The organism is Enterobacter sp. TCD1-1, from assembly GCF_020567405.1.
Taxonomy (GTDB): Bacteria; Pseudomonadota; Gammaproteobacteria; order Enterobacterales; family Enterobacteriaceae; genus Enterobacter; species Enterobacter quasiroggenkampii.
Genome location: NZ_JAJCXF010000006.1, coordinates 94,861 through 112,900, shown reverse-complemented (window position 1 = coordinate 112,900; position 18,040 = coordinate 94,861). Strand labels below are relative to the sequence as shown.

Sequence of the window (18,040 nt, the reverse complement as noted above, 5' to 3'; positions counted from 1 at the left end):
TTTATGGCCTACAGTCGCCCCTGCCCCTTCAACCACTCCCGTACCAGGAACAGTGCGCTCACGTTGCGAGCCTCATTAAAGTCAGGGTCTTCCAGCAGATCCATCAGGTGCGCCAGCGGCCAGCGAACCTGCGGCAGCGGCTCCGGCTCATCCCCTTCCAGCGATTCAGGATAGAGATCTTCCGCCACCACGATATTCATTTTGCTGGAAAAATAGGACGGCGCCATGCTCAGTTTTTTCAGGAATGAAAGCTCATTCGCCCCGAAGCCCACCTCTTCTTTCAGCTCGCGGTTGGCCGCTTCAAAGACGGTTTCACCTGGGTCAATAAGCCCTTTCGAGAACCCAAGCTCGTAAGATTCCGTTCCCACCGCGTATTCGCGGATCAAAATCAGATGATCGTCGACAATCGGCACAATCATCACCGCTTCGCGCGACGAGGGGCGCATACGTTCATAAACGCGACGCACACCGTTGCTGAACTCCAGATCCACACTTTCGACATTAAACAGGCGCGATTTGGCGACAGTTTCAACATTCAGAATGGTGGGTTTTTGTAGTGGTTTGCTCATCTTGATGGGTCTTAGCAGTGAGAACTGGGGTTATTGTGCGATACGCCGCACGGTTTCGGCAATGTCAATTGTTCTTTATTTACATTTATGCAACGTATTTGGGATCAATCCTCAATTCAAAACAAATGTCAAGAGGTTGAAATGTTTCCAGGAATTTGCTGATATCGCGCCATAACAGGCTTTGCTATCATCACCGGTCACTGGGATGCGCTTCAGAATGCTCAAGTTCGACTCCATACTTGCCGATAGCCAACCACAGACACTCATTCAATGTAAAGGTGCTACTGACTACACCTGTAAGAAGATAAGTAAGATGGGGAAAGCATGAGCACCATTTTGATTGTTCTCGCTGCTATGCTGGCCGGCGCATTGGTTGCAGGGTGGTTGTACAGGCGTCGCGTACAGCGACGTTATCGTCTGCCCTTTTTAAATGCATTTGCAGGCGCGACCACGCGTAAACTCACGCAAGAAGAGCGCGATGCAGTTGAAAACTATCTGGAAATCCTGAACCGTTCTCAGCTCACGCCTGGGCCAACGGGAGCCACCACTGCGCCCGTCGCGCTAAAGCTTAATGCGCAAAGTGACACCGTGCTCTGCGTGACGCGTTCCATCACGCGCTACGGCATTACCACTGATGACCCCAACAAATGGCGCTATTACCTGGATTCCGTCGAAGTGCATCTGCCTCCGTCATGGGAGCAATACATTAATGACGAAAACAGCGTTGAGCTGATTCACACCGATTCGTTGCCTCTGGTTATCTCGCTTAACGGCCACACGCTGAATGAATATCTTCAGGAAGCCCCGCGTTTTGCGCTGGAACGCGCCAGTTCAACGCAGGCCTCCATTCGTGGCGAAGAGACAGAGCAGATTGAACTGCTGAACATTCGCCAGGAAACCCATGAAGAGTACGCCCTGAGCCGCCCGGATGGCATTCGTGAAGCTCTGCTGATCGTCGCCGCTTTCCTGCTCTTTTTTATCTGCCTGCTGACGCCGGATGTGTTTGTCCCCTGGCTGGCGGGCGGTGCGGTGCTGCTGCTGGCGGGCGGACTTTGGGGGCTCTTTGCTCCACCGGCCAAAACCTCGTTGCGCGAGATCCACTGCCTGCGCGGTACGCCAAAGCGCTGGGGTCTTTTCGGTGAAAACGATCAGGAACACCTCAACAATATCTCGCTGGGAATTATTGACCTGATCTACCCGCGCCACTGGCAACCGTGGATTGCGCAGGACCTGGGCCAGAAAACCGATATTGATATCTACCTTGACCGCCACGTTGTGCGTCAGGGGCGCTTCTTATCCCTGCATGATGAAGTGAAAAATTTCCCGCTTCAGCACTGGCTTCGCAGCACGGTCATTGCCGGAGGCGCGGCGCTGGTCTTAGTCATGCTGCTGCTCTTTGTGCCGCTGGATATGCCCATCAAATTCACCCTGTCGTGGATCAAAGGGGCGCAAACCATTGAAGCGACAAGCGTCAACAAGCTGGATGAAGCCGGTGTCCGCGTGGGGGACACGCTGCGCCTGAAGGGAACCGGGATGTGTAATATTCACACGCCGGGGGCGTGGAACACGCGCCAGAACTCACCGTTCATGCCGTTTGATTGCTCGCAAATTATCTGGAACGACGCACCGCCGCTGCCGCTGCCGGAATCCGAAGTGGTGAATAAAGCCACGGCCCTTACCCAGACGGTTAACCGCCAGCTGCATCCGAAACCGGACGATGATTCGCGCGTCAGCCCCGCGCTGCGCTCGGCCATTCAAAAGTCAGGCATGGTTCTGCTGGATGATTTTGGTGACATCGTTCTGAAAACACAGGATCTCTGTTCTTCGCAGGATGAGTGCATACGTCTTAAAAATGCCCTGGTAAACCTGGGGAACAGTAAAGACTGGGACTCGCTGGTGAAACGCGCCGAAGCTGGACGGCTGGATGGCGTCAACGTGCTGCTGCGTCCGGTGAGCGCTGAATCGCTGGATAACCTGGTCGCCACTTCCACGTCGCCGTTCATGATGCGCGAGACCACCCGAGCGGCTCAGGCGCTGAACAGCCCGGCACCGGGCGGGTTTGTGATTGTTAGCGATGAGGGCAGCGACCTGGTCGATCAGCCTTACCCGCAGGTTGCGCTTTACGACTACCCGGCGCAGGAGCAGTGGAGTCAATTCCAGCGCCTGGCGCAGATGCTGATGCAAACGCCGTTCAGTGCCGAAGGGATCGTCACAAGCCTTTACACCGACGCCAACGGCACTCGCCATATCGGCCTGCACCGGATGCCGGATAGCGCAGGGCTATGGCGTTACATCGGCACCTCTCTGCTGATGACCGCAATGCTGATCGCCATTTTCTGGAACGGCTTTATGGCCCTGCGCCGCTACCAGCGCTCGCGCACCCGGCTTGCCGAGATCCAGCAATATTACGAAAACTGCCTCAATCCTAAGCTGATCCCCTCCTCTGAGAGCCTGATCTGATAACCTCGTTGCGCGACAAGATGTGCTACCCTGTCGCGCACGTTTCTTCTGGCTGGAGTTCCCCTTATGCATCTTGATATCGCCTGGCAGGAGGTTGATACCGTTCTGCTGGATATGGACGGCACGCTGCTCGATCTCGCCTTTGATAACTATTTCTGGCAAACGCTGGTTCCAGAAACCTATGGCGAGCAGCAGGGGATCTCCCCGGCAGAAGCGCAGGCATTCATTCGTTCGCAATATAGTGCCGTGCAACATACGCTAAACTGGTACTGTCTTGACTACTGGAGCGAGCGCCTCGGTCTGGATATTTGTGCCATGACCACCGCCCAGGGTCCACGCGCCGTGCTGCGCGAGGATACGGTTCCATTCCTGGACGCGCTGAAAGCAAGCGGCAAGCGCCGCATTTTGCTGACCAACGCGCATCCCCATAACCTGGCCGTGAAGCTGGAGCATACGGGTCTGGCATCACACCTTGATTTATTACTTTCCACCCACACATTTGGTTATCCGAAAGAGGATCAGCGGTTGTGGCATGCGGTGAAGGAAGAGACGGGTTTGCAGCCGGAACGCACGCTGTTCATTGATGACAGCGAACCCATTCTGGATTCCGCGGCTAAGTTTGGCATTCGCTATTGTCTGGGCGTCACCAATCCTGACTCTGGCCTGGCTGAAAAAAGCTATCTGCGCCATCCGGGACTGAACGACTATCGCCAGATGATCCCCTCACTGACCGTGAAGGAGAGGCCATGAAAGAAAAACCCTCTGACGGGGTAAGACTGGATAAATGGCTGTGGGCGGCGCGTTTTTATAAGACGCGCGCCCTTGCCCGCGAGATGATTGACGGCGGAAAAGTGCATTACAACGGCCAGCGCAGCAAACCAAGCAAGCTGGTTGAGCTGAATGCCACCTTAACGCTGCGTCAGGGCAACGATGAACGTACGGTAGTGATTAAAGCCATTACCGAACAACGACGGCCGGCAGCCGAAGCCGTACTGCTTTATGAAGAGACGGCGGAAAGCATAGAAAAGCGCGAGAAGACCGCGCTGGCGCGCAAAATGAATGCGCTGACCATGCCCCACCCGGACCGGCGACCGGACAAAAAAGAGCGCCGCGATCTGATGAAATTTAAACACGGTGAGACCGAGTAACCCTCACCTGCACGAGAGACTATTATGGCCCAACACGACCAATTACACCGCTATCTGTTTGAACAATTCGCCGTGCGCGGCGAGCTGGTCACCGTATCCGAAACCTGGAAACAGATTCTGGAAAACCACAACTACCCGCTACCGGTGAAGACCCTGTTGGGCGAACTGCTGGTTGCCACCAGCCTGCTCACGGCGACGCTGAAATTTGCCGGTGACATCACCGTGCAGCTGCAGGGTGACGGCCCGATGACGCTGGCGGTCATCAACGGCAATAACCAGCAGCAGATGCGCGGCGTGGCGCGCGTTCAGGGCGACGTGCCTGAGAATGCTGACCTCAAAACGCTGGTGGGTAATGGCTACCTGGTGATCACCATCTCCCCAGAGGAAGGTGAGCGCTATCAGGGCGTGGTGGGTCTGGAAGGCGATACCCTCGCAGCCTGCCTGGAAGATTACTTCATGCGTTCTGAACAGTTGCCGACGCGTCTGTTCATCCGCACCGGTGAAGTGGACGGCCAGCCTGCTGCGGGCGGGATGCTGCTGCAGGTTCTGCCTGCGCAGGACGCGCAGACCAATGATTTTGAGCACCTGGCGACGCTGACCGAAACCATCAAAGCGGAAGAGCTGTTCAATCTGTCGGCGACCGACGTGCTGTGGCGTCTGTACCACGAAGAAGAAGTGACCGTCTACGACCCGCAGTCTGTGGAGTTTAAGTGCACCTGCTCCCGCGAGCGCTGCGCTGGCGCACTGAAAACCCTGCCGGATGAAGAGATCGACAGCATCATGGCGGAAGACGGCGAAATTGATATGCACTGTGACTACTGCGGTACGCACTATGTGTTCAATTCGATGGATATCGCGGAGATCCGCAATAACGCCTCCCCGGCGGATCCGCAGGTTCACTAAACCTCTCTTCCCCTCACCTTAACCTTCTCCCCAAAGGGGAGAGGGCTGGGCTGAGGGGCAAAAAACTCCACCCAAGCTGAATCGTTTTCCCAATGTAACTCTTACGTAATTTTCTTACGTGTATGCGATTACATTCACATTCTTTCCGATAAAATCACCAGCCTTTAACCTTTTCGGAACATTTTCCCCAACCAAAAAGCGATTCCTGCGATAATCCGCCTGCGCTGTGACTGGAGTCGCAGCGTTTTCCGTTAGTAAGGGTTTTGTCCAGATGCGTGAATCTATGAGCCCCGTCGCGGTAAACAACCTCAGAAAAACCCTACAATTTCAGGCAGTACATATTGGCTAAGGAGCAGTGATATGCGTGTTACTGGTTTAACCCCGCAAGATCTCAAGGCTTATGGTATTCACGACGTCCAGGAAGTCGTCTACAACCCCGACTACGATACGCTGTATCAGGAAGAGCTCAATCCAGCACTGGAAGGATACGAGCGCGGTGTGTTGACGAATCTTGGTGCTATCGCCGTCGATACCGGTATCTTTACCGGTCGTTCGCCGAAAGATAAGTATATCGTCCGAGACGAAACCACCCGCGATACGCTGTGGTGGGCTGACAAGGGCAAAGGGAAGAACGACAACAAACCGCTCTCTCCGGAAACCTGGCAGCACCTGAAAGGGCTCGTCACCCATCAACTTTCCGGCAAGCGTTTGTTTATTGTCGACGCTTTCTGCGGCGCTAACGCCGACACCCGTCTCTCCGTACGTTTTATCACCGAAGTGGCCTGGCAGGCGCATTTCGTGAAAAACATGTTTATCCGTCCAACCGACGAAGAGTTGCAGGACTTCACCCCTGATTTCATCGTGATGAACGGCGCGAAATGCACCAACCCACAGTGGAAAGAGCAGGGTCTGAACTCCGAGAACTTTGTTGCCTTCAACCTGACCGAGCGTATCCAGCTGATCGGCGGTACCTGGTACGGCGGCGAAATGAAGAAAGGGATGTTCTCGGTCATGAACTACCTGCTGCCGCTGCGGGGCATCGCCTCCATGCACTGCTCGGCTAACGTCGGTGAAAAAGGCGACGTGGCGGTCTTCTTCGGCCTTTCCGGTACCGGGAAAACCACCCTGTCTACCGATCCAAAACGTCGTCTGATTGGTGATGACGAACACGGCTGGGATGACGACGGCGTATTCAACTTTGAAGGCGGCTGCTACGCGAAGACCATTCGCCTGTCTGAAGAGGCCGAGCCGGATATCTTCCACGCGATCCGTCGCGATGCGCTGCTGGAAAACGTCACCGTGCGTGCCGACGGCTCCATCGACTTCGACGATGCGTCGAAAACGGAAAACACCCGCGTCTCTTATCCGATCTACCACATCGACAATATCGTGAAGCCGGTGTCAAAAGCGGGTCATGCCACGAAGGTTATTTTCCTGACGGCGGATGCGTTCGGCGTGCTGCCTCCGGTGTCTCGCCTGACGGCCAGCCAGACGCAGTACCACTTCCTTTCCGGTTTCACCGCCAAGCTGGCGGGTACCGAGCGCGGCGTGACGGAGCCAACCCCAACCTTCTCCGCCTGCTTCGGCGCAGCCTTCCTGTCGCTGCACCCGACGCAGTACGCTGAAGTGCTGGTGAAACGCATGCAGGCATCCGGCGCGCAGGCATACCTGGTGAACACCGGCTGGAACGGCACCGGCAAACGTATCTCCATCAAAGATACCCGCGCCATTATCGACGCCATTCTGGATGGTTCTCTGGACGACGCCGAAACCTTCACGCTGCCGATGTTTGACCTGGCGATCCCAACGTCGCTGCCGGGTGTGGATACGCATATCCTCGACCCGCGCAATACGTACGGTTCGCCGGAGCAGTGGCGTGAGAAAGCGGAATCGCTGGCGAAGCTGTTTATCGAGAACTTCGAGAAGTATACCGATACCCCGGCGGGTGCTGCGCTGGTGAGTGCGGGTCCAAAACTTTAGTCCATGTCGGGTGGCGGCTTCGCCTTACCCGACCTACAAAAAAGGGTGGCTCGTGCCACCCTTTTTTCAACTCTCTTTCACCTGCCCTCGCGTCACCGGAACCGGCAACCAGGCGCGAATGCTCAACCCACCCCGCTCGCTGGTACCAATCTCCAGCAACCCGTTATGGTTATCCACAATACGCTGCACAATCGCCAGGCCTAAGCCCGTACCGCTGGTGCTGCGCGCGCTGTCGCCGCGCACAAACGGCTGGAACAGATGCTTACGCTGCTCGGGCTTGATGCCCGGACCGTCGTCTTCCACCTGGAACCAGGCGCGGTTGAGCTCAGAGCCGCTGCTGACCTTAATCCAGCCGTTGCCGTAGCGCGCCGCGTTAACCACCATGTTGGCCACCGCGCGCTTAATGGAGAGCGGGTGCATGCGTACCTGGATCTCGCCCGCCTGAAGGTCGGTATCAATCTCGCGCTCGTAGCCGCTTTCCGCCGCCACCACTTCGCCCAGCACCGCGTTCAGATCCGCCATCTCCATCGGCATCTCCTGACCGGTGCGCAGGTAGTCGATGAACTGCTCGATGATGGCGTTGCACTCTTCGATATCCTTGTTGATGGACTCGGCAAGATAACCGTCCTCTTCTCCCATCATCTCCGTCGCCAGACGGATACGCGTCAGGGGGGTGCGCAGGTCATGGCTCACGCCCGCCATTAGCAGCGTACGGTCATCCGCCAGCTGCTTCACGCCTGCCGCCATATGGTTAAACGCACGCGTCACCGAGCGGACTTCCGAGGCGCCATACTCGCGCAGCGGAGGAGGAATAATGCCTTTACCGACCTGCAGCGCCGCGTGCTCCAGGTCGACCAGCGGTCGGTTCTGTATACGGATAAACAGCCAGGCCCCGCCTATCGCCAGTAGCATAATCGCCAGGGTATAGCGGAACAGCGGCGAGAAATCGCCCTGATGAATTTCGGTCAGCGGGACGCGCACCCAGATGTTGGGTGACAGCCAGGTTTTTAGCCAGACGACGGGCGAGCTTTTGTTGACCTCAACGCGCACTTCCGTCGGGCCACCCAGCTGCTGCGCCATCTGCTGGCTGAGGAATTCATAGTGCTGCGCCCAGCGCAGGCCCGCGTCTTCCGCCGCTTCATTCGAGTAGAGCGAGATGCCCAGTTCACGGTAGATTTCACGACGAAACGCCGGGGGAACGACGAGCTGCGTGCCGTCCTCCAGCTGCAGCTTATCGGTCATCAGCATACGCACTTCGTAGGCCAGGACCTTATTAAACTGCTGGAGGCTCGGCAGGATCGCAAAGTTCAACACCACCAGGTAGGTCGTCACCAGGCTGACGAACAGCAGGGTGACGATCAGTAACAGGGTGCGGGCAAACGAGCTTCGCGGCGAGAAGCGCATTCGCCTCATGCTTTAGAGCCGTCCGGGACGAACACGTAGCCCAGACCCCATACGGTCTGAATATAACGAGGATGCGCCGGATCTTCTTCCACCATGCGGCGCAGGCGGGAGATCTGCACGTCGATAGAGCGTTCCATTGCGGAGTATTCGCGACCGCGCGCCAGGTTCATCAGCTTGTCACGGGAAAGCGGTTCACGCGGGTGGCTGACCAACGCTTTCAGGACCGCAAACTCGCCGCTGGTGAGCGGCATCGGCTCGTCTTCACGGAACATTTCGCGCGTGCCGAGGTTCAGCTTGAACTTGCCGAAGGCAATAACGGCTTCTTCCTGCGACGGCGCGCCCGGCAGTTCGTTCGCCTGACGACGCAGCACGGCGCGAATGCGCGCCAGCAGTTCACGCGGGTTAAACGGTTTTGGAATATAGTCGTCGGCGCCGATTTCGAGGCCCACGATACGGTCAACTTCTTCGCCCTTCGCCGTCACCATGATGATCGGCATCGGGTTGCTCTGGCTGCGCAGACGGCGGCAGATAGAAAGCCCATCTTCGCCAGGCAGCATCAGGTCGAGAACCATCAGATGGAAAGATTCACGGGTCAGCAGACGGTCCATCTGCTCAGCGTTCGCGACGCTACGAACCTGGAAGCCCTGCTCGGTCAGATAACGTTCCAGCAGCGCACGCAGGCGCATGTCGTCATCCACGACCAGAATTTTGTAGTTTTCTTGCATTGTGTGTACTCCCAAAGGTTCGGATAGTTTTTGTAACAGCGTATTCTAAAAAAGTGCACGTATTCGACCAGTTAATTCTGGTATAAATTCTAGTCGAAATTGTTACAAAGCATATTTAACAGCAGCTTATCTGTTCATTTCATCACATAAATCATTATTAATCCTGTCTGTTACACTGTGTGGTACGTATTGTGCGCAAAACAGAGAACCGGCAGCAAAGGCAGCACCATGAAAACGCCCCTGATCACCCGCGAAGGGTACGAGAAACTCAAAAAAGAGATGGATTTCCTCTGGCGCGAAGAGCGTCCTGAGGTAACCAAAAAGGTGACCTGGGCCGCGAGCCTGGGCGATCGCAGCGAAAACGCTGACTACCAGTACAACAAGAAGCGGCTGCGCGAAATTGACCGCCGGGTACGCTATCTGACGAAATGCCTCGAAAATCTAAAAATTGTCGATTACTCCCCGCAGCAGGAGGGCAAAGTGTTCTTCGGCGCGTGGGTGGAGATTGAAAACGACGACGGTGACACCCTGCGCTTTCGCATTGTCGGCTACGATGAAATTTTTGGTCGTAAGGATTACATCTCCATCGACTCGCCGATGGCCCGCGCGCTGCTGAAAAAGGAAGTGGGGGATCTGGCCGTCGTGCAGACCCCAGCCGGTGAAGCCAGCTGGTACGTTAATGAGATCGTCTACGTAAAATAGTCCGAGAGCGCCCTCCCCGGCTGGCATTTTGCCGTGTCAGCCCGTATAACTATCCCCTGATTTTTTCGACTCAACAGATGATAAAGCCATGATGAAAGATTCGCTCTGCCGCATTATTGCGGGTGAACTTCAGGCCAGAGCCGAACAGGTAGAAGCTGCCGTTCGCCTGCTTGATGAAGGGAACACCGTGCCGTTTATTGCACGCTATCGTAAGGAAGTCACCGGCGGTCTGGATGACACGCAGCTGCGTAACCTGGAAACCCGTCTCGGTTATCTGCGCGAACTGGAAGAACGTCGTCAGGCGATCCTCAAATCCATCGGCGAACAGGGCAAGCTGACCAGCGAACTGGAAAGCGCCATCAATGGCACCCTGAGCAAAACCGAACTCGAAGACCTCTATCTGCCGTACAAGCCGAAGCGCCGTACGCGCGGACAGATTGCCATTGAAGCGGGTCTTGAGCCGCTGGCCGACCTGCTGTGGAACGAACCGTCCCACGATCCGGATACCGAAGCGGCGAAATTTATCAACGCCGACAAAGGCGTAGCGGACACCAAGGCCGCCCTCGACGGCGCGCGCTATATTCTGATGGAGCGCTTCGCCGAAGACGCTGCCCTGCTCGCCAAAGTGCGTGATTACCTGTGGAAGAACGCTCACATCGTCTCTACCGTCGTCGCGGGTAAAGAGGAAGAAGGCGCGAAATTTCGCGACTACTTCGATCACCACGAACCGATTTCCACCACCCCTTCCCACCGCGCGCTGGCAATGTTCCGCGGCCGCAACGAAGGCGTGCTGCAACTCTCCCTGAACGCCGACCCGCAGTTTGACGAGCCGCCGAAAGAGAGCCACTGCGAGCAGATCATCATCGACCATCTCGGCCTGCGCCTGAACAACGCCCCGGCTGATAGCTGGCGTAAAGGCGTGGTGAGCTGGACCTGGCGCATCAAGGTGCTGATGCACCTCGAAACCGAGCTGATGGGCACCGTGCGCGAACGTGCTGAAGATGAAGCGATTAACGTCTTCGCCCGCAACCTGCACGACCTGCTGATGGCCGCCCCTGCTGGCCTGCGCGCGACCATGGGTCTCGATCCGGGTCTGCGTACCGGTGTAAAAGTCGCTGTCGTTGACGGCACCGGCAAGCTGGTCGCCACCGACACCATCTATCCGCACACCGGCCAGGCAGCGAAAGCGGCCGTCGTGGTGGCGGCGCTGTGCGAAAAATACAACGTCGAGCTGGTCGCCATCGGCAACGGTACGGCGTCCCGCGAAACCGAGCGTTTCTATCTCGACGTGCAGAAGCAGTTCCCGAAAGTGACGGCACAGAAAGTGATCGTCAGCGAGGCCGGGGCGTCCGTCTATTCCGCGTCCGAGCTGGCGGCACAGGAGTTCCCTGACCTGGACGTTTCCCTGCGCGGCGCGGTCTCGATCGCTCGCCGCCTGCAGGATCCGCTGGCGGAACTGGTAAAGATCGATCCGAAATCGATCGGCGTGGGCCAATATCAGCACGATGTGAGCCAGACTCAGCTGGCGCGTAAGCTGGATGCGGTCGTGGAAGACTGCGTAAACGCCGTTGGCGTTGACCTGAATACCGCCTCCGTTCCTCTGCTGACCCGCGTGGCGGGCTTAACCCGCATGATGGCGCAGAACATCGTCGCCTGGCGCGACGAGAACGGCCAGTTCCAGAACCGTCAGCAGTTGCTGAAGGTAAGCCGTCTGGGGCCAAAAGCGTTTGAGCAGTGCGCGGGCTTCCTGCGCATCAACCACGGCGATAACCCGCTTGATGCCTCCACCGTTCACCCGGAAGCGTATCCGGTGGTGGAACGCATCCTGGCCGCTACTCAGCAGGCGCTGAAAGATCTCATGGGCGACAGCAGCGCCCTGCGCAACCTGAAAGCCGTCGATTTCACCGACGACAAATTTGGTGTGCCAACCGTTACCGACATTATCAAAGAGCTGGAAAAACCGGGCCGCGATCCGCGTCCTGAGTTCAAAACCGCGACCTTTGCTGACGGTATCGAGACCATGAACGACCTGCTGCCAGGCATGGTGCTGGAAGGTGCGGTGACTAACGTCACCAACTTTGGCGCGTTCGTGGATATCGGCGTGCATCAGGATGGCCTGGTCCATATCTCATCCCTTGCCGACAAGTTCGTTGAAGACCCGCACACCGTGGTCAAAGCGGGCGACATCGTGAAGGTCAAAGTGCTGGAAGTGGACCTGCAGCGCAAGCGTATCGCGCTCACCATGCGTCTGGACGAGCAGCCGGGTGACACCAACGCGCGCCGCGGCGGCAATGGCGGTGGCCGCGAGCAGCAGCGTCCGGCCGCGAAAGCGGCAAAACCGCGTGGACGTGACGCCCAGCCTGCAGGCAACAGCGCGATGATGGATGCCCTGGCGGCCGCGATGGGTAAAAAACGCTAAGGTCATAAATGCCCGGTGGCGCTGCGCTTACCGGGCCAACGGTTTGTAGGCCGGGCAAACGCAGTGCCGCCCGGCAAGCAGGCCGCAGGGAATTAAAAATAAATAGTGTGTAGCCATATTTAAACCGCGAATTATCACCCCGTTAACAAATACTCCGCTTTTCGTTTTCCCGGCATTTCAGCAAATATTGAGCAAGGTCAAAAAGGCCGTAAATTAATATCGCAAACAACATTCCGTCACAGTTTTAATATTGCTGATAAAAACTATTCTCATTATCATCGCATAGTAGATAATTTAACCTTTCGTGGAATCAGGCGTTATGCAATTCACTCCAGACAGTGCATGGAAGATTACCGGTTTTACCCGCGAAATTAGCCCTGCCTATCGGCAGAAGCTGCTGTCGCTGGGCATGCTGCCCGGCTCGTCATTCCAGGTCGTACGCGTGGCGCCGTTAGGCGATCCGGTTCATATCGAAACCCGACGCGTGAATCTGGTCCTGCGTAAAAAAGACCTCGCGTTAATAGAAGTCGAAGCCTTATCCCGATAACAAGCCAGCGGTTTTAGTGAGTCTAAAAAAATGAAAAAGTTAACTATTGGCTTAATTGGCAATCCTAATTCCGGCAAGACCACGCTTTTTAACCAGCTGACCGGGGCTCGCCAGCGTGTGGGCAACTGGGCGGGCGTGACGGTTGAACGTAAAGAGGGCCAGTTCACGACGACAGACAACCAGGTGACGCTGGTTGACCTTCCCGGCACCTACTCCTTAACCACCATTTCGTCACAAACCTCGCTCGATGAGCAAATCGCCTGTCACTATATTCTTGGCGGCGACGCGGATCTGCTGATCAACGTGGTCGACGCCTCAAACCTCGAGCGTAACCTTTATCTGACGCTGCAGCTGCTGGAGCTGGGTATCCCCTGCATCGTGGCGCTCAACATGCTCGATATCGCAGAGAAACAAAAGCTGCGCATCGACGTCGATGCCCTCTCCGCGCGCCTGGGGTGCCCGGTCGTTCCGCTGGTCTCGACGCGCGCGCGCGGTATTGATGCGCTGAAGCTGGCCATTGACCGTCACGCGGGAAATCGCGACGTTGAACTGGTGCATTACGCGCAGCCTCTTCTGCGTGAAGCCAACGTGCTGGCGCAGGAGATGGATAACGCTATGCCTGCGAAACAGCGTCTGTGGCTTGGCCTGCAGATGCTGGAAGGGGATATCTACAGCCGCGCTTACGCCGGGCATGCGGCCGATAAGCTGGACGTGACGGTGGCTCGTCTTAGCGACGAGCTGGACGACCCGGCGCTGCACATCGCCGATGCCCGTTACCAGGCCATCGCCTCGATTTGCGACGTGGTCAGTAACGCGCTGACGGCGGAACCCAGCCGCTTTACGGCGGCAGTGGATAAGATTGTGCTTAACCGCTTCCTCGGTTTGCCCATCTTCCTGCTGGTGATGTACGTGATGTTCCTGCTCGCCATTAACATCGGTGGCGCACTGCAGCCGATTTTTGACGCCGGTTCCGTCGCGGTCTTCGTGCACGGGATCCAGTGGGTGGGTTACACCCTGCACTTCCCGGAATGGCTCACCATCTTCCTCGCGCAGGGGATCGGCGGCGGTATCAATACCGTTCTGCCGCTGGTGCCGCAGATCGGCATGATGTACCTGTTCCTCTCGTTCCTGGAAGATTCCGGCTACATGGCGCGCGCGGCGTTCGTGATGGATCGTCTGATGCAGGCGCTGGGCCTGCCGGGTAAATCCTTCGTCCCGCTGATCGTCGGCTTCGGCTGTAACGTGCCGTCGGTGATGGGCGCACGCACGCTGGATGCACCGCGTGAACGTCTGATGACCATTATGATGGCGCCGTTTATGTCCTGCGGTGCCCGACTGGCGATCTTTGCGGTCTTTGCGGCAGCCTTCTTTGGCCAGCAGGGTGCGCTGGCGGTCTTCTCGCTGTATGTCCTGGGCATCGTGATGGCGATCCTGACCGGTCTAATGCTCAAGCACACCATCATGCGCGGTGAGGCGTCACCGTTCGTGATGGAGCTGCCGGTGTACCACGTCCCCCATCTGAAAAGCCTGGCGATCCAGACCTGGCAGCGTCTGAAAGGCTTCGTCCTGCGCGCCGGTAAGGTGATTGTCATCGTCAGCGTTTTCCTGAGCGCCCTGAACAGCTTCACCCTGAGTGGACAGGCAGCGGATAACATTAACGACTCTGCCCTCGCCTCCGTCAGCCGCGTCATCACGCCGGTCTTCAAACCGATTGGCGTGCATGAGGATAACTGGCAGGCAACCGTCGGCCTGTTTACCGGCGCGATGGCAAAAGAGGTGGTTGTCGGTACCCTGAATACGCTCTACACCGCCGAGAACATTCAGGAGCAGGAATTTAACCCGGCTGAGTTTCATCTCGGTGATGAGCTGCTGGGTGCCGTAGAGGAAACCTGGCAGAGCCTGAAGGACACCTTCAGCCTGAGCGTGCTGGCTAACCCGATTGAGGCCAGCAAAGGCGACGGCGAAATGGCGACGGGTGCCATGGGCGTGATGGGCGAGAAATTTGGCAGCGCGTCCGCGGCCTACAGCTACCTCATCTTCGTTCTGCTCTATATTCCATGCATCTCCGTGATGGGGGCGATTGCCCGCGAGTCCAGCCGCGGCTGGATGGGCTTCTCCATCCTGTGGGGGTTAAACATTGCCTACTCGCTGGCGACGCTGTTCTATCAAACCGTTAATTTCAGCCAGCACCCGCGCTACAGTCTGGTCTGCATTCTTGCGGTTGTGCTGTTCAACGTGGTCGTTCTCGGTCTGCTGCGGCGGGCACGCAGCCGCGTCGACATCGACCTGCTGGCAAACCGTAAAACTGCCGCAACCTGCTGCAACAGCCCGGCGGGCGACTGTCACTAAGGAGCACACATCATGGCATCGTTGATTCAGGTTCGTGATCTGCTGGCGCTGCAGGGGCGAATGGAGGCGAAACAGCTGAGCCTCAGCCTGCATACGCCGCAACCGATGATCGATGCCATGCTGGCAAGACTGGAAGCCATGGGGAAAGCAGTGCGGATTCAGGAAGAGCCGGACGGTTGTCTCTCCGGCAGTTGTAAAAGCTGCCCGGAAGGAAAGGCCTGTCTCAGGGAATGGTGGGCACTGCGTTAATAAAGCCGGACATCGCTGCCCGGCTTTATCGTGTTACTTGTAGACGTCCGCCGTTGCGCGTACGTTTTTGGTCTGCTTTTCAGCGCTGGTGACGACGTAATACGTTCCGCCCAGCTCATCCGCTTTCTTCGACAGCTCTTTTCTCGCGTCCATCGGCGCAGTGGTGTCAGACGTAGTAATCTCACCAATTTTCGTCAGATTCATGCCGGCAACTTTATCTTTTTCCAGCTCTTTTGCCGCAAAGACGCCAAATGACAGTGACCCAATAACCAGAGAAGTGACAATACCTGTAACAAGTTTCATAGCCTGACTCTCCATAGGATTGTTGTTTTGATTATCGTAGGCAGAACAACCGCAACGACATCTGGAGTATGGTTGCGGTGTGTTACTTTTTCCAGGCAGGATAGAAAATAATCAGTCGAAACGTTGACTTAACGCAATGAGCGCTGAACAAAACTCCGCCGGATGAGAGATGAACGGGGCATGTGCGGCTTTGGCAATGATCTGCGATTCGCTGTTCGGCCACAGATCATCCAGCAGCGGAGCCACTTTACGCGGCACAATTCCGTCAAGGTAACCATAAATACGCAGATGCGGTATCGTCAGGGAGGCCAGCGGCGCGCGCAGGTCAACCGTTTTCAGCAGCTCAAGGCCGCCATTAAGCACCTCGACCTCCGGCATCGGCAGCGACAGCACGGTTTGCTTCAGCGTACGGGCATCCTTACGGGCGGTTTCAGTTCCCATCGTCTGCAGGGCGAGGAACCGCTCTACGGTCCGCTGGAAATCTTCGCTCAGCTGCTGCTGGAAGCCCGCCAGTACCTCGGGTTTTATCCCCGGCCACGCGTCCTGCGCGCTAAAACAGGGCGACGACGCCACCGTCACCAGCGCTTTTACGCGGTCAGGCCGCGACAGCGCAATCTGGCTTGCCACCAGTCCGCCCAGGCTCCAGCCCAGCCAGACAGCGTTTTGCGGCGCAGCGTCCAGAACCTGCTGTGCCATCTCATCAAGCGACATGGCCCCAAAACCGCGGCTGCGGCCAAAGCCGGGTAAGTCCACCAGATGCAGCGTGAAATGCGAGGCAAGTTCCTCACGTATGCAATGCCATATCTCTGCATTCAGGCCCCATCCGTGCAGCAGCACAAGATGGCAATTTCCTGTCCCTACGGTCTGCCACCACAGCGTCTTCATCAGTTACTGTTCTCTTTTTTTACATGGAGGTTGCACATGCTAACAGTACCTGGGTTGTGCTGGCTATGCAGAATGCCGCTGGCACTCAGCGGATGGGGCATCTGCTCCGTTTGCACGCGATCGCTGCAATGGCGTATCGGGACCTGTCCACAATGCGGTTTACCGGCCACCAATCCCTCTTTGCCCTGCGGCCGCTGCCTGAAAAAATCCCCGCCGTGGAGTGCGCTGGTGGCAGTGGATGATTATGTTCCGCCGCTGAGCAGGCTGATTCACGCGCTGAAGTTTTCCGGCCAGAGTGCGCTGGCTCAGCCCCTTGCCCGACTGCTACTGCTGGCGGTTTTGCAGGCGCGGCGCCACCGCGCATTGCCGAAAATCGACAGGGTGGTAAATGTCCCCCTGTACCGACGTCGGCACTGGCGGCGGGGCTATAACCAGAGTGACCTAATCTGCCGTCCCCTCGCCCGGTGGCTTGGCTGTCAGTATGATGCCCGCACGCTGACACGTGTTCATGCCACCGCCATCCAGCATCAGCTCAGCGCCCGGCTTCGCAAAAGAAACCTCAAAAATGCCTTTCGCCTTGAATTGCCGGTCGACGGTCTCCATATCGCGATTGTGGATGATGTCGTCACCACAGGCAGTACCGTTGCTGAACTTTCCCGACTGCTTTTGCAAAGCGGCGCCGCGTCGGTTCAGGTATGGTGTCTGTGCCGTACCTTGTAGCCCTTCTTCAATGGGCGTATGATTATACCCAGGTAATTTAGTCAACTATTAGGCCAAAGCTATGATCCGTATTTCCGATTCTGCACAAGCGCACTTTGCCAAACTGCTGGCAAATCAGGAAGAAGGGACGCAGATCCGCGTGTTTGTGATTAATCCAGGCACTCCGAATGCAGAATGTGGTGTTTCTTATTGTCCTCCGGACGCTGTGGAAGCCACCGACACTGCCCTTAAATTTGAACAGCTCACCGCCTATGTTGATGAGCTGAGCGCACCGTATCTTGAAGATGCGGAGATCGACTTCGTCACCGATCAGCTGGGTTCTCAGCTGACCCTGAAAGCGCCGAACGCGAAAATGCGTAAAGTGTCTGACGATGCCCCGCTGATGGAGCGCGTTGAGTATCTGCTGCAATCCCAGATCAACCCACAGCTGGCTGGCCACGGCGGCCGTGTTTCCCTGATGGAAATCACCGACGAAGGTTTTGCCATTCTGCAGTTTGGCGGCGGCTGTAACGGTTGTTCTATGGTCGATGTCACCCTGAAAGAAGGGATCGAGAAGCAGCTGCTGAACGAGTTCCCGGAACTGAAAGGCGTGCGTGACCTGACCGAACACCAGCGCGGCGAGCACTCCTACTACTGATTCAGTGCCCGTCTGTATTGCCCGGTGGCGCTGCGCTTAC

The 18,040-nt window shown here is 56.9% G+C and carries 17 protein-coding genes; 12 read left to right on the top strand and 5 right to left on the bottom strand.

What is annotated here, in order from left to right:
* Window positions 1-8: 8 nt before the first annotated feature.
* Window positions 9-569, bottom strand: a complete 561-nt coding sequence (gene nudE, locus LJA86_RS19430) for an ADP compounds hydrolase NudE (RefSeq protein WP_008503041.1) — start codon at window positions 567-569, stop codon at window positions 9-11.
* A gap of 324 nt (window positions 570-893) precedes the next feature.
* Between nudE and LJA86_RS19425 the strand changes: the two genes are divergently transcribed.
* The 5 genes from LJA86_RS19425 to pckA all read left to right on the top strand — a co-directional run bounded on the left by LJA86_RS19425 (window position 894) and on the right by pckA (window position 7,060).
* On the top strand, window positions 894-3,029 hold the full coding sequence (locus LJA86_RS19425) for an intracellular growth attenuator family protein (RefSeq protein ID WP_045909339.1): 2,136 nt from the start codon (window positions 894-896) through the stop codon (window positions 3,027-3,029).
* A gap of 66 nt (window positions 3,030-3,095) precedes the next feature.
* The gene (gene yrfG, locus LJA86_RS19420) at window positions 3,096-3,779 is read left to right on the top strand and encodes a GMP/IMP nucleotidase (RefSeq protein WP_048027692.1); all 684 of its coding nucleotides are present in this window, start codon (window positions 3,096-3,098) and stop codon (window positions 3,777-3,779) included.
* Window positions 3,776-4,177 carry a ribosome-associated heat shock protein Hsp15 gene (gene hslR, locus LJA86_RS19415; protein ID WP_063622743.1) on the top strand — a complete coding sequence of 134 codons (402 nt, stop codon included), beginning with the start codon at window positions 3,776-3,778 and terminating at the stop codon, window positions 4,175-4,177. The genes yrfG and hslR overlap by 4 nt, the downstream gene beginning before the upstream one ends.
* A gap of 24 nt (window positions 4,178-4,201) precedes the next feature.
* Window positions 4,202-5,080: an Hsp33 family molecular chaperone HslO gene (gene hslO / locus LJA86_RS19410; RefSeq protein WP_023309492.1), complete on the top strand. Its 879-nt coding sequence runs from the start codon at window positions 4,202-4,204 to the stop codon at window positions 5,078-5,080.
* Window positions 5,081-5,440: 360 nt separating this feature from the next.
* The gene (gene pckA / locus LJA86_RS19405; RefSeq protein WP_021242192.1) at window positions 5,441-7,060 is read left to right on the top strand and encodes a phosphoenolpyruvate carboxykinase (ATP); all 1,620 of its coding nucleotides are present in this window, start codon (window positions 5,441-5,443) and stop codon (window positions 7,058-7,060) included.
* Window positions 7,061-7,126: 66 nt separating this feature from the next.
* Here pckA and envZ read toward each other — a convergent pair whose 3' ends face one another.
* The gene (envZ, locus tag LJA86_RS19400; RefSeq protein WP_008503047.1) at window positions 7,127-8,473 is read right to left on the bottom strand and encodes a two-component system sensor histidine kinase EnvZ; all 1,347 of its coding nucleotides are present in this window, start codon (window positions 8,471-8,473) and stop codon (window positions 7,127-7,129) included.
* Complete coding sequence (gene ompR, locus LJA86_RS19395) at window positions 8,470-9,189, bottom strand: two-component system response regulator OmpR (protein ID WP_001157751.1); 720 nt, start codon at window positions 9,187-9,189, stop codon at window positions 8,470-8,472. Before ompR ends, envZ begins: the two co-directional genes overlap by 4 nt.
* Before the next feature lie 228 nt (window positions 9,190-9,417).
* On the opposite strand from ompR, the gene greB reads away from it, so the two are divergent.
* The 5 genes from greB (at window position 9,418) to feoC (ending at window position 15,455) form a co-directional block, all read left to right on the top strand.
* A complete protein-coding gene (gene greB / locus LJA86_RS19390; protein WP_008503048.1) occupies window positions 9,418-9,891 on the top strand; it encodes a transcription elongation factor GreB in 474 nt (157 codons plus the stop codon).
* A gap of 88 nt (window positions 9,892-9,979) precedes the next feature.
* Window positions 9,980-12,310, top strand: a complete 2,331-nt coding sequence (locus LJA86_RS19385; RefSeq protein WP_229226600.1) for a Tex family protein — start codon at window positions 9,980-9,982, stop codon at window positions 12,308-12,310.
* A gap of 319 nt (window positions 12,311-12,629) precedes the next feature.
* Window positions 12,630-12,857, top strand: a complete 228-nt coding sequence (gene feoA / locus LJA86_RS19380; protein ID WP_008503050.1) for a ferrous iron transporter A — start codon at window positions 12,630-12,632, stop codon at window positions 12,855-12,857.
* A gap of 30 nt (window positions 12,858-12,887) precedes the next feature.
* Window positions 12,888-15,206 carry a Fe(2+) transporter permease subunit FeoB gene (gene feoB, locus LJA86_RS19375; protein WP_048027698.1) on the top strand — a complete coding sequence of 773 codons (2,319 nt, stop codon included), beginning with the start codon at window positions 12,888-12,890 and terminating at the stop codon, window positions 15,204-15,206.
* Window positions 15,207-15,218: 12 nt separating this feature from the next.
* Complete coding sequence (feoC, locus tag LJA86_RS19370; protein WP_111967805.1) at window positions 15,219-15,455, top strand: [Fe-S]-dependent transcriptional repressor FeoC; 237 nt, start codon at window positions 15,219-15,221, stop codon at window positions 15,453-15,455.
* 33 nt (window positions 15,456-15,488) lie between these two features.
* Here feoC and LJA86_RS19365 read toward each other — a convergent pair whose 3' ends face one another.
* Together LJA86_RS19365 and bioH are read right to left on the bottom strand one after the other, a co-directional pair.
* Complete coding sequence (locus LJA86_RS19365; protein WP_048226350.1) at window positions 15,489-15,758, bottom strand: YdgH/BhsA/McbA-like domain containing protein; 270 nt, start codon at window positions 15,756-15,758, stop codon at window positions 15,489-15,491.
* Between the two features lie 111 nt (window positions 15,759-15,869).
* Window positions 15,870-16,643 (bottom strand): pimeloyl-ACP methyl ester esterase BioH, encoded by a 774-nt coding sequence (bioH, locus tag LJA86_RS19360; RefSeq protein WP_111967804.1) that lies wholly within the window; start codon window positions 16,641-16,643, stop codon window positions 15,870-15,872.
* Window positions 16,644-16,679: 36 nt separating this feature from the next.
* On the opposite strand from bioH, the gene gntX reads away from it, so the two are divergent.
* Window positions 16,680-17,363: a DNA utilization protein GntX gene (gene gntX / locus LJA86_RS19355; RefSeq protein WP_196353029.1), complete on the top strand. Its 684-nt coding sequence runs from the start codon at window positions 16,680-16,682 to the stop codon at window positions 17,361-17,363.
* A 61-nt stretch (window positions 17,364-17,424) separates the two neighbouring features.
* Window positions 17,425-18,000, top strand: a complete 576-nt coding sequence (gene nfuA, locus LJA86_RS19350) for a Fe-S biogenesis protein NfuA (protein ID WP_008503055.1) — start codon at window positions 17,425-17,427, stop codon at window positions 17,998-18,000.
* The last annotated feature ends 40 nt before the right edge of the window (window positions 18,001-18,040 follow it).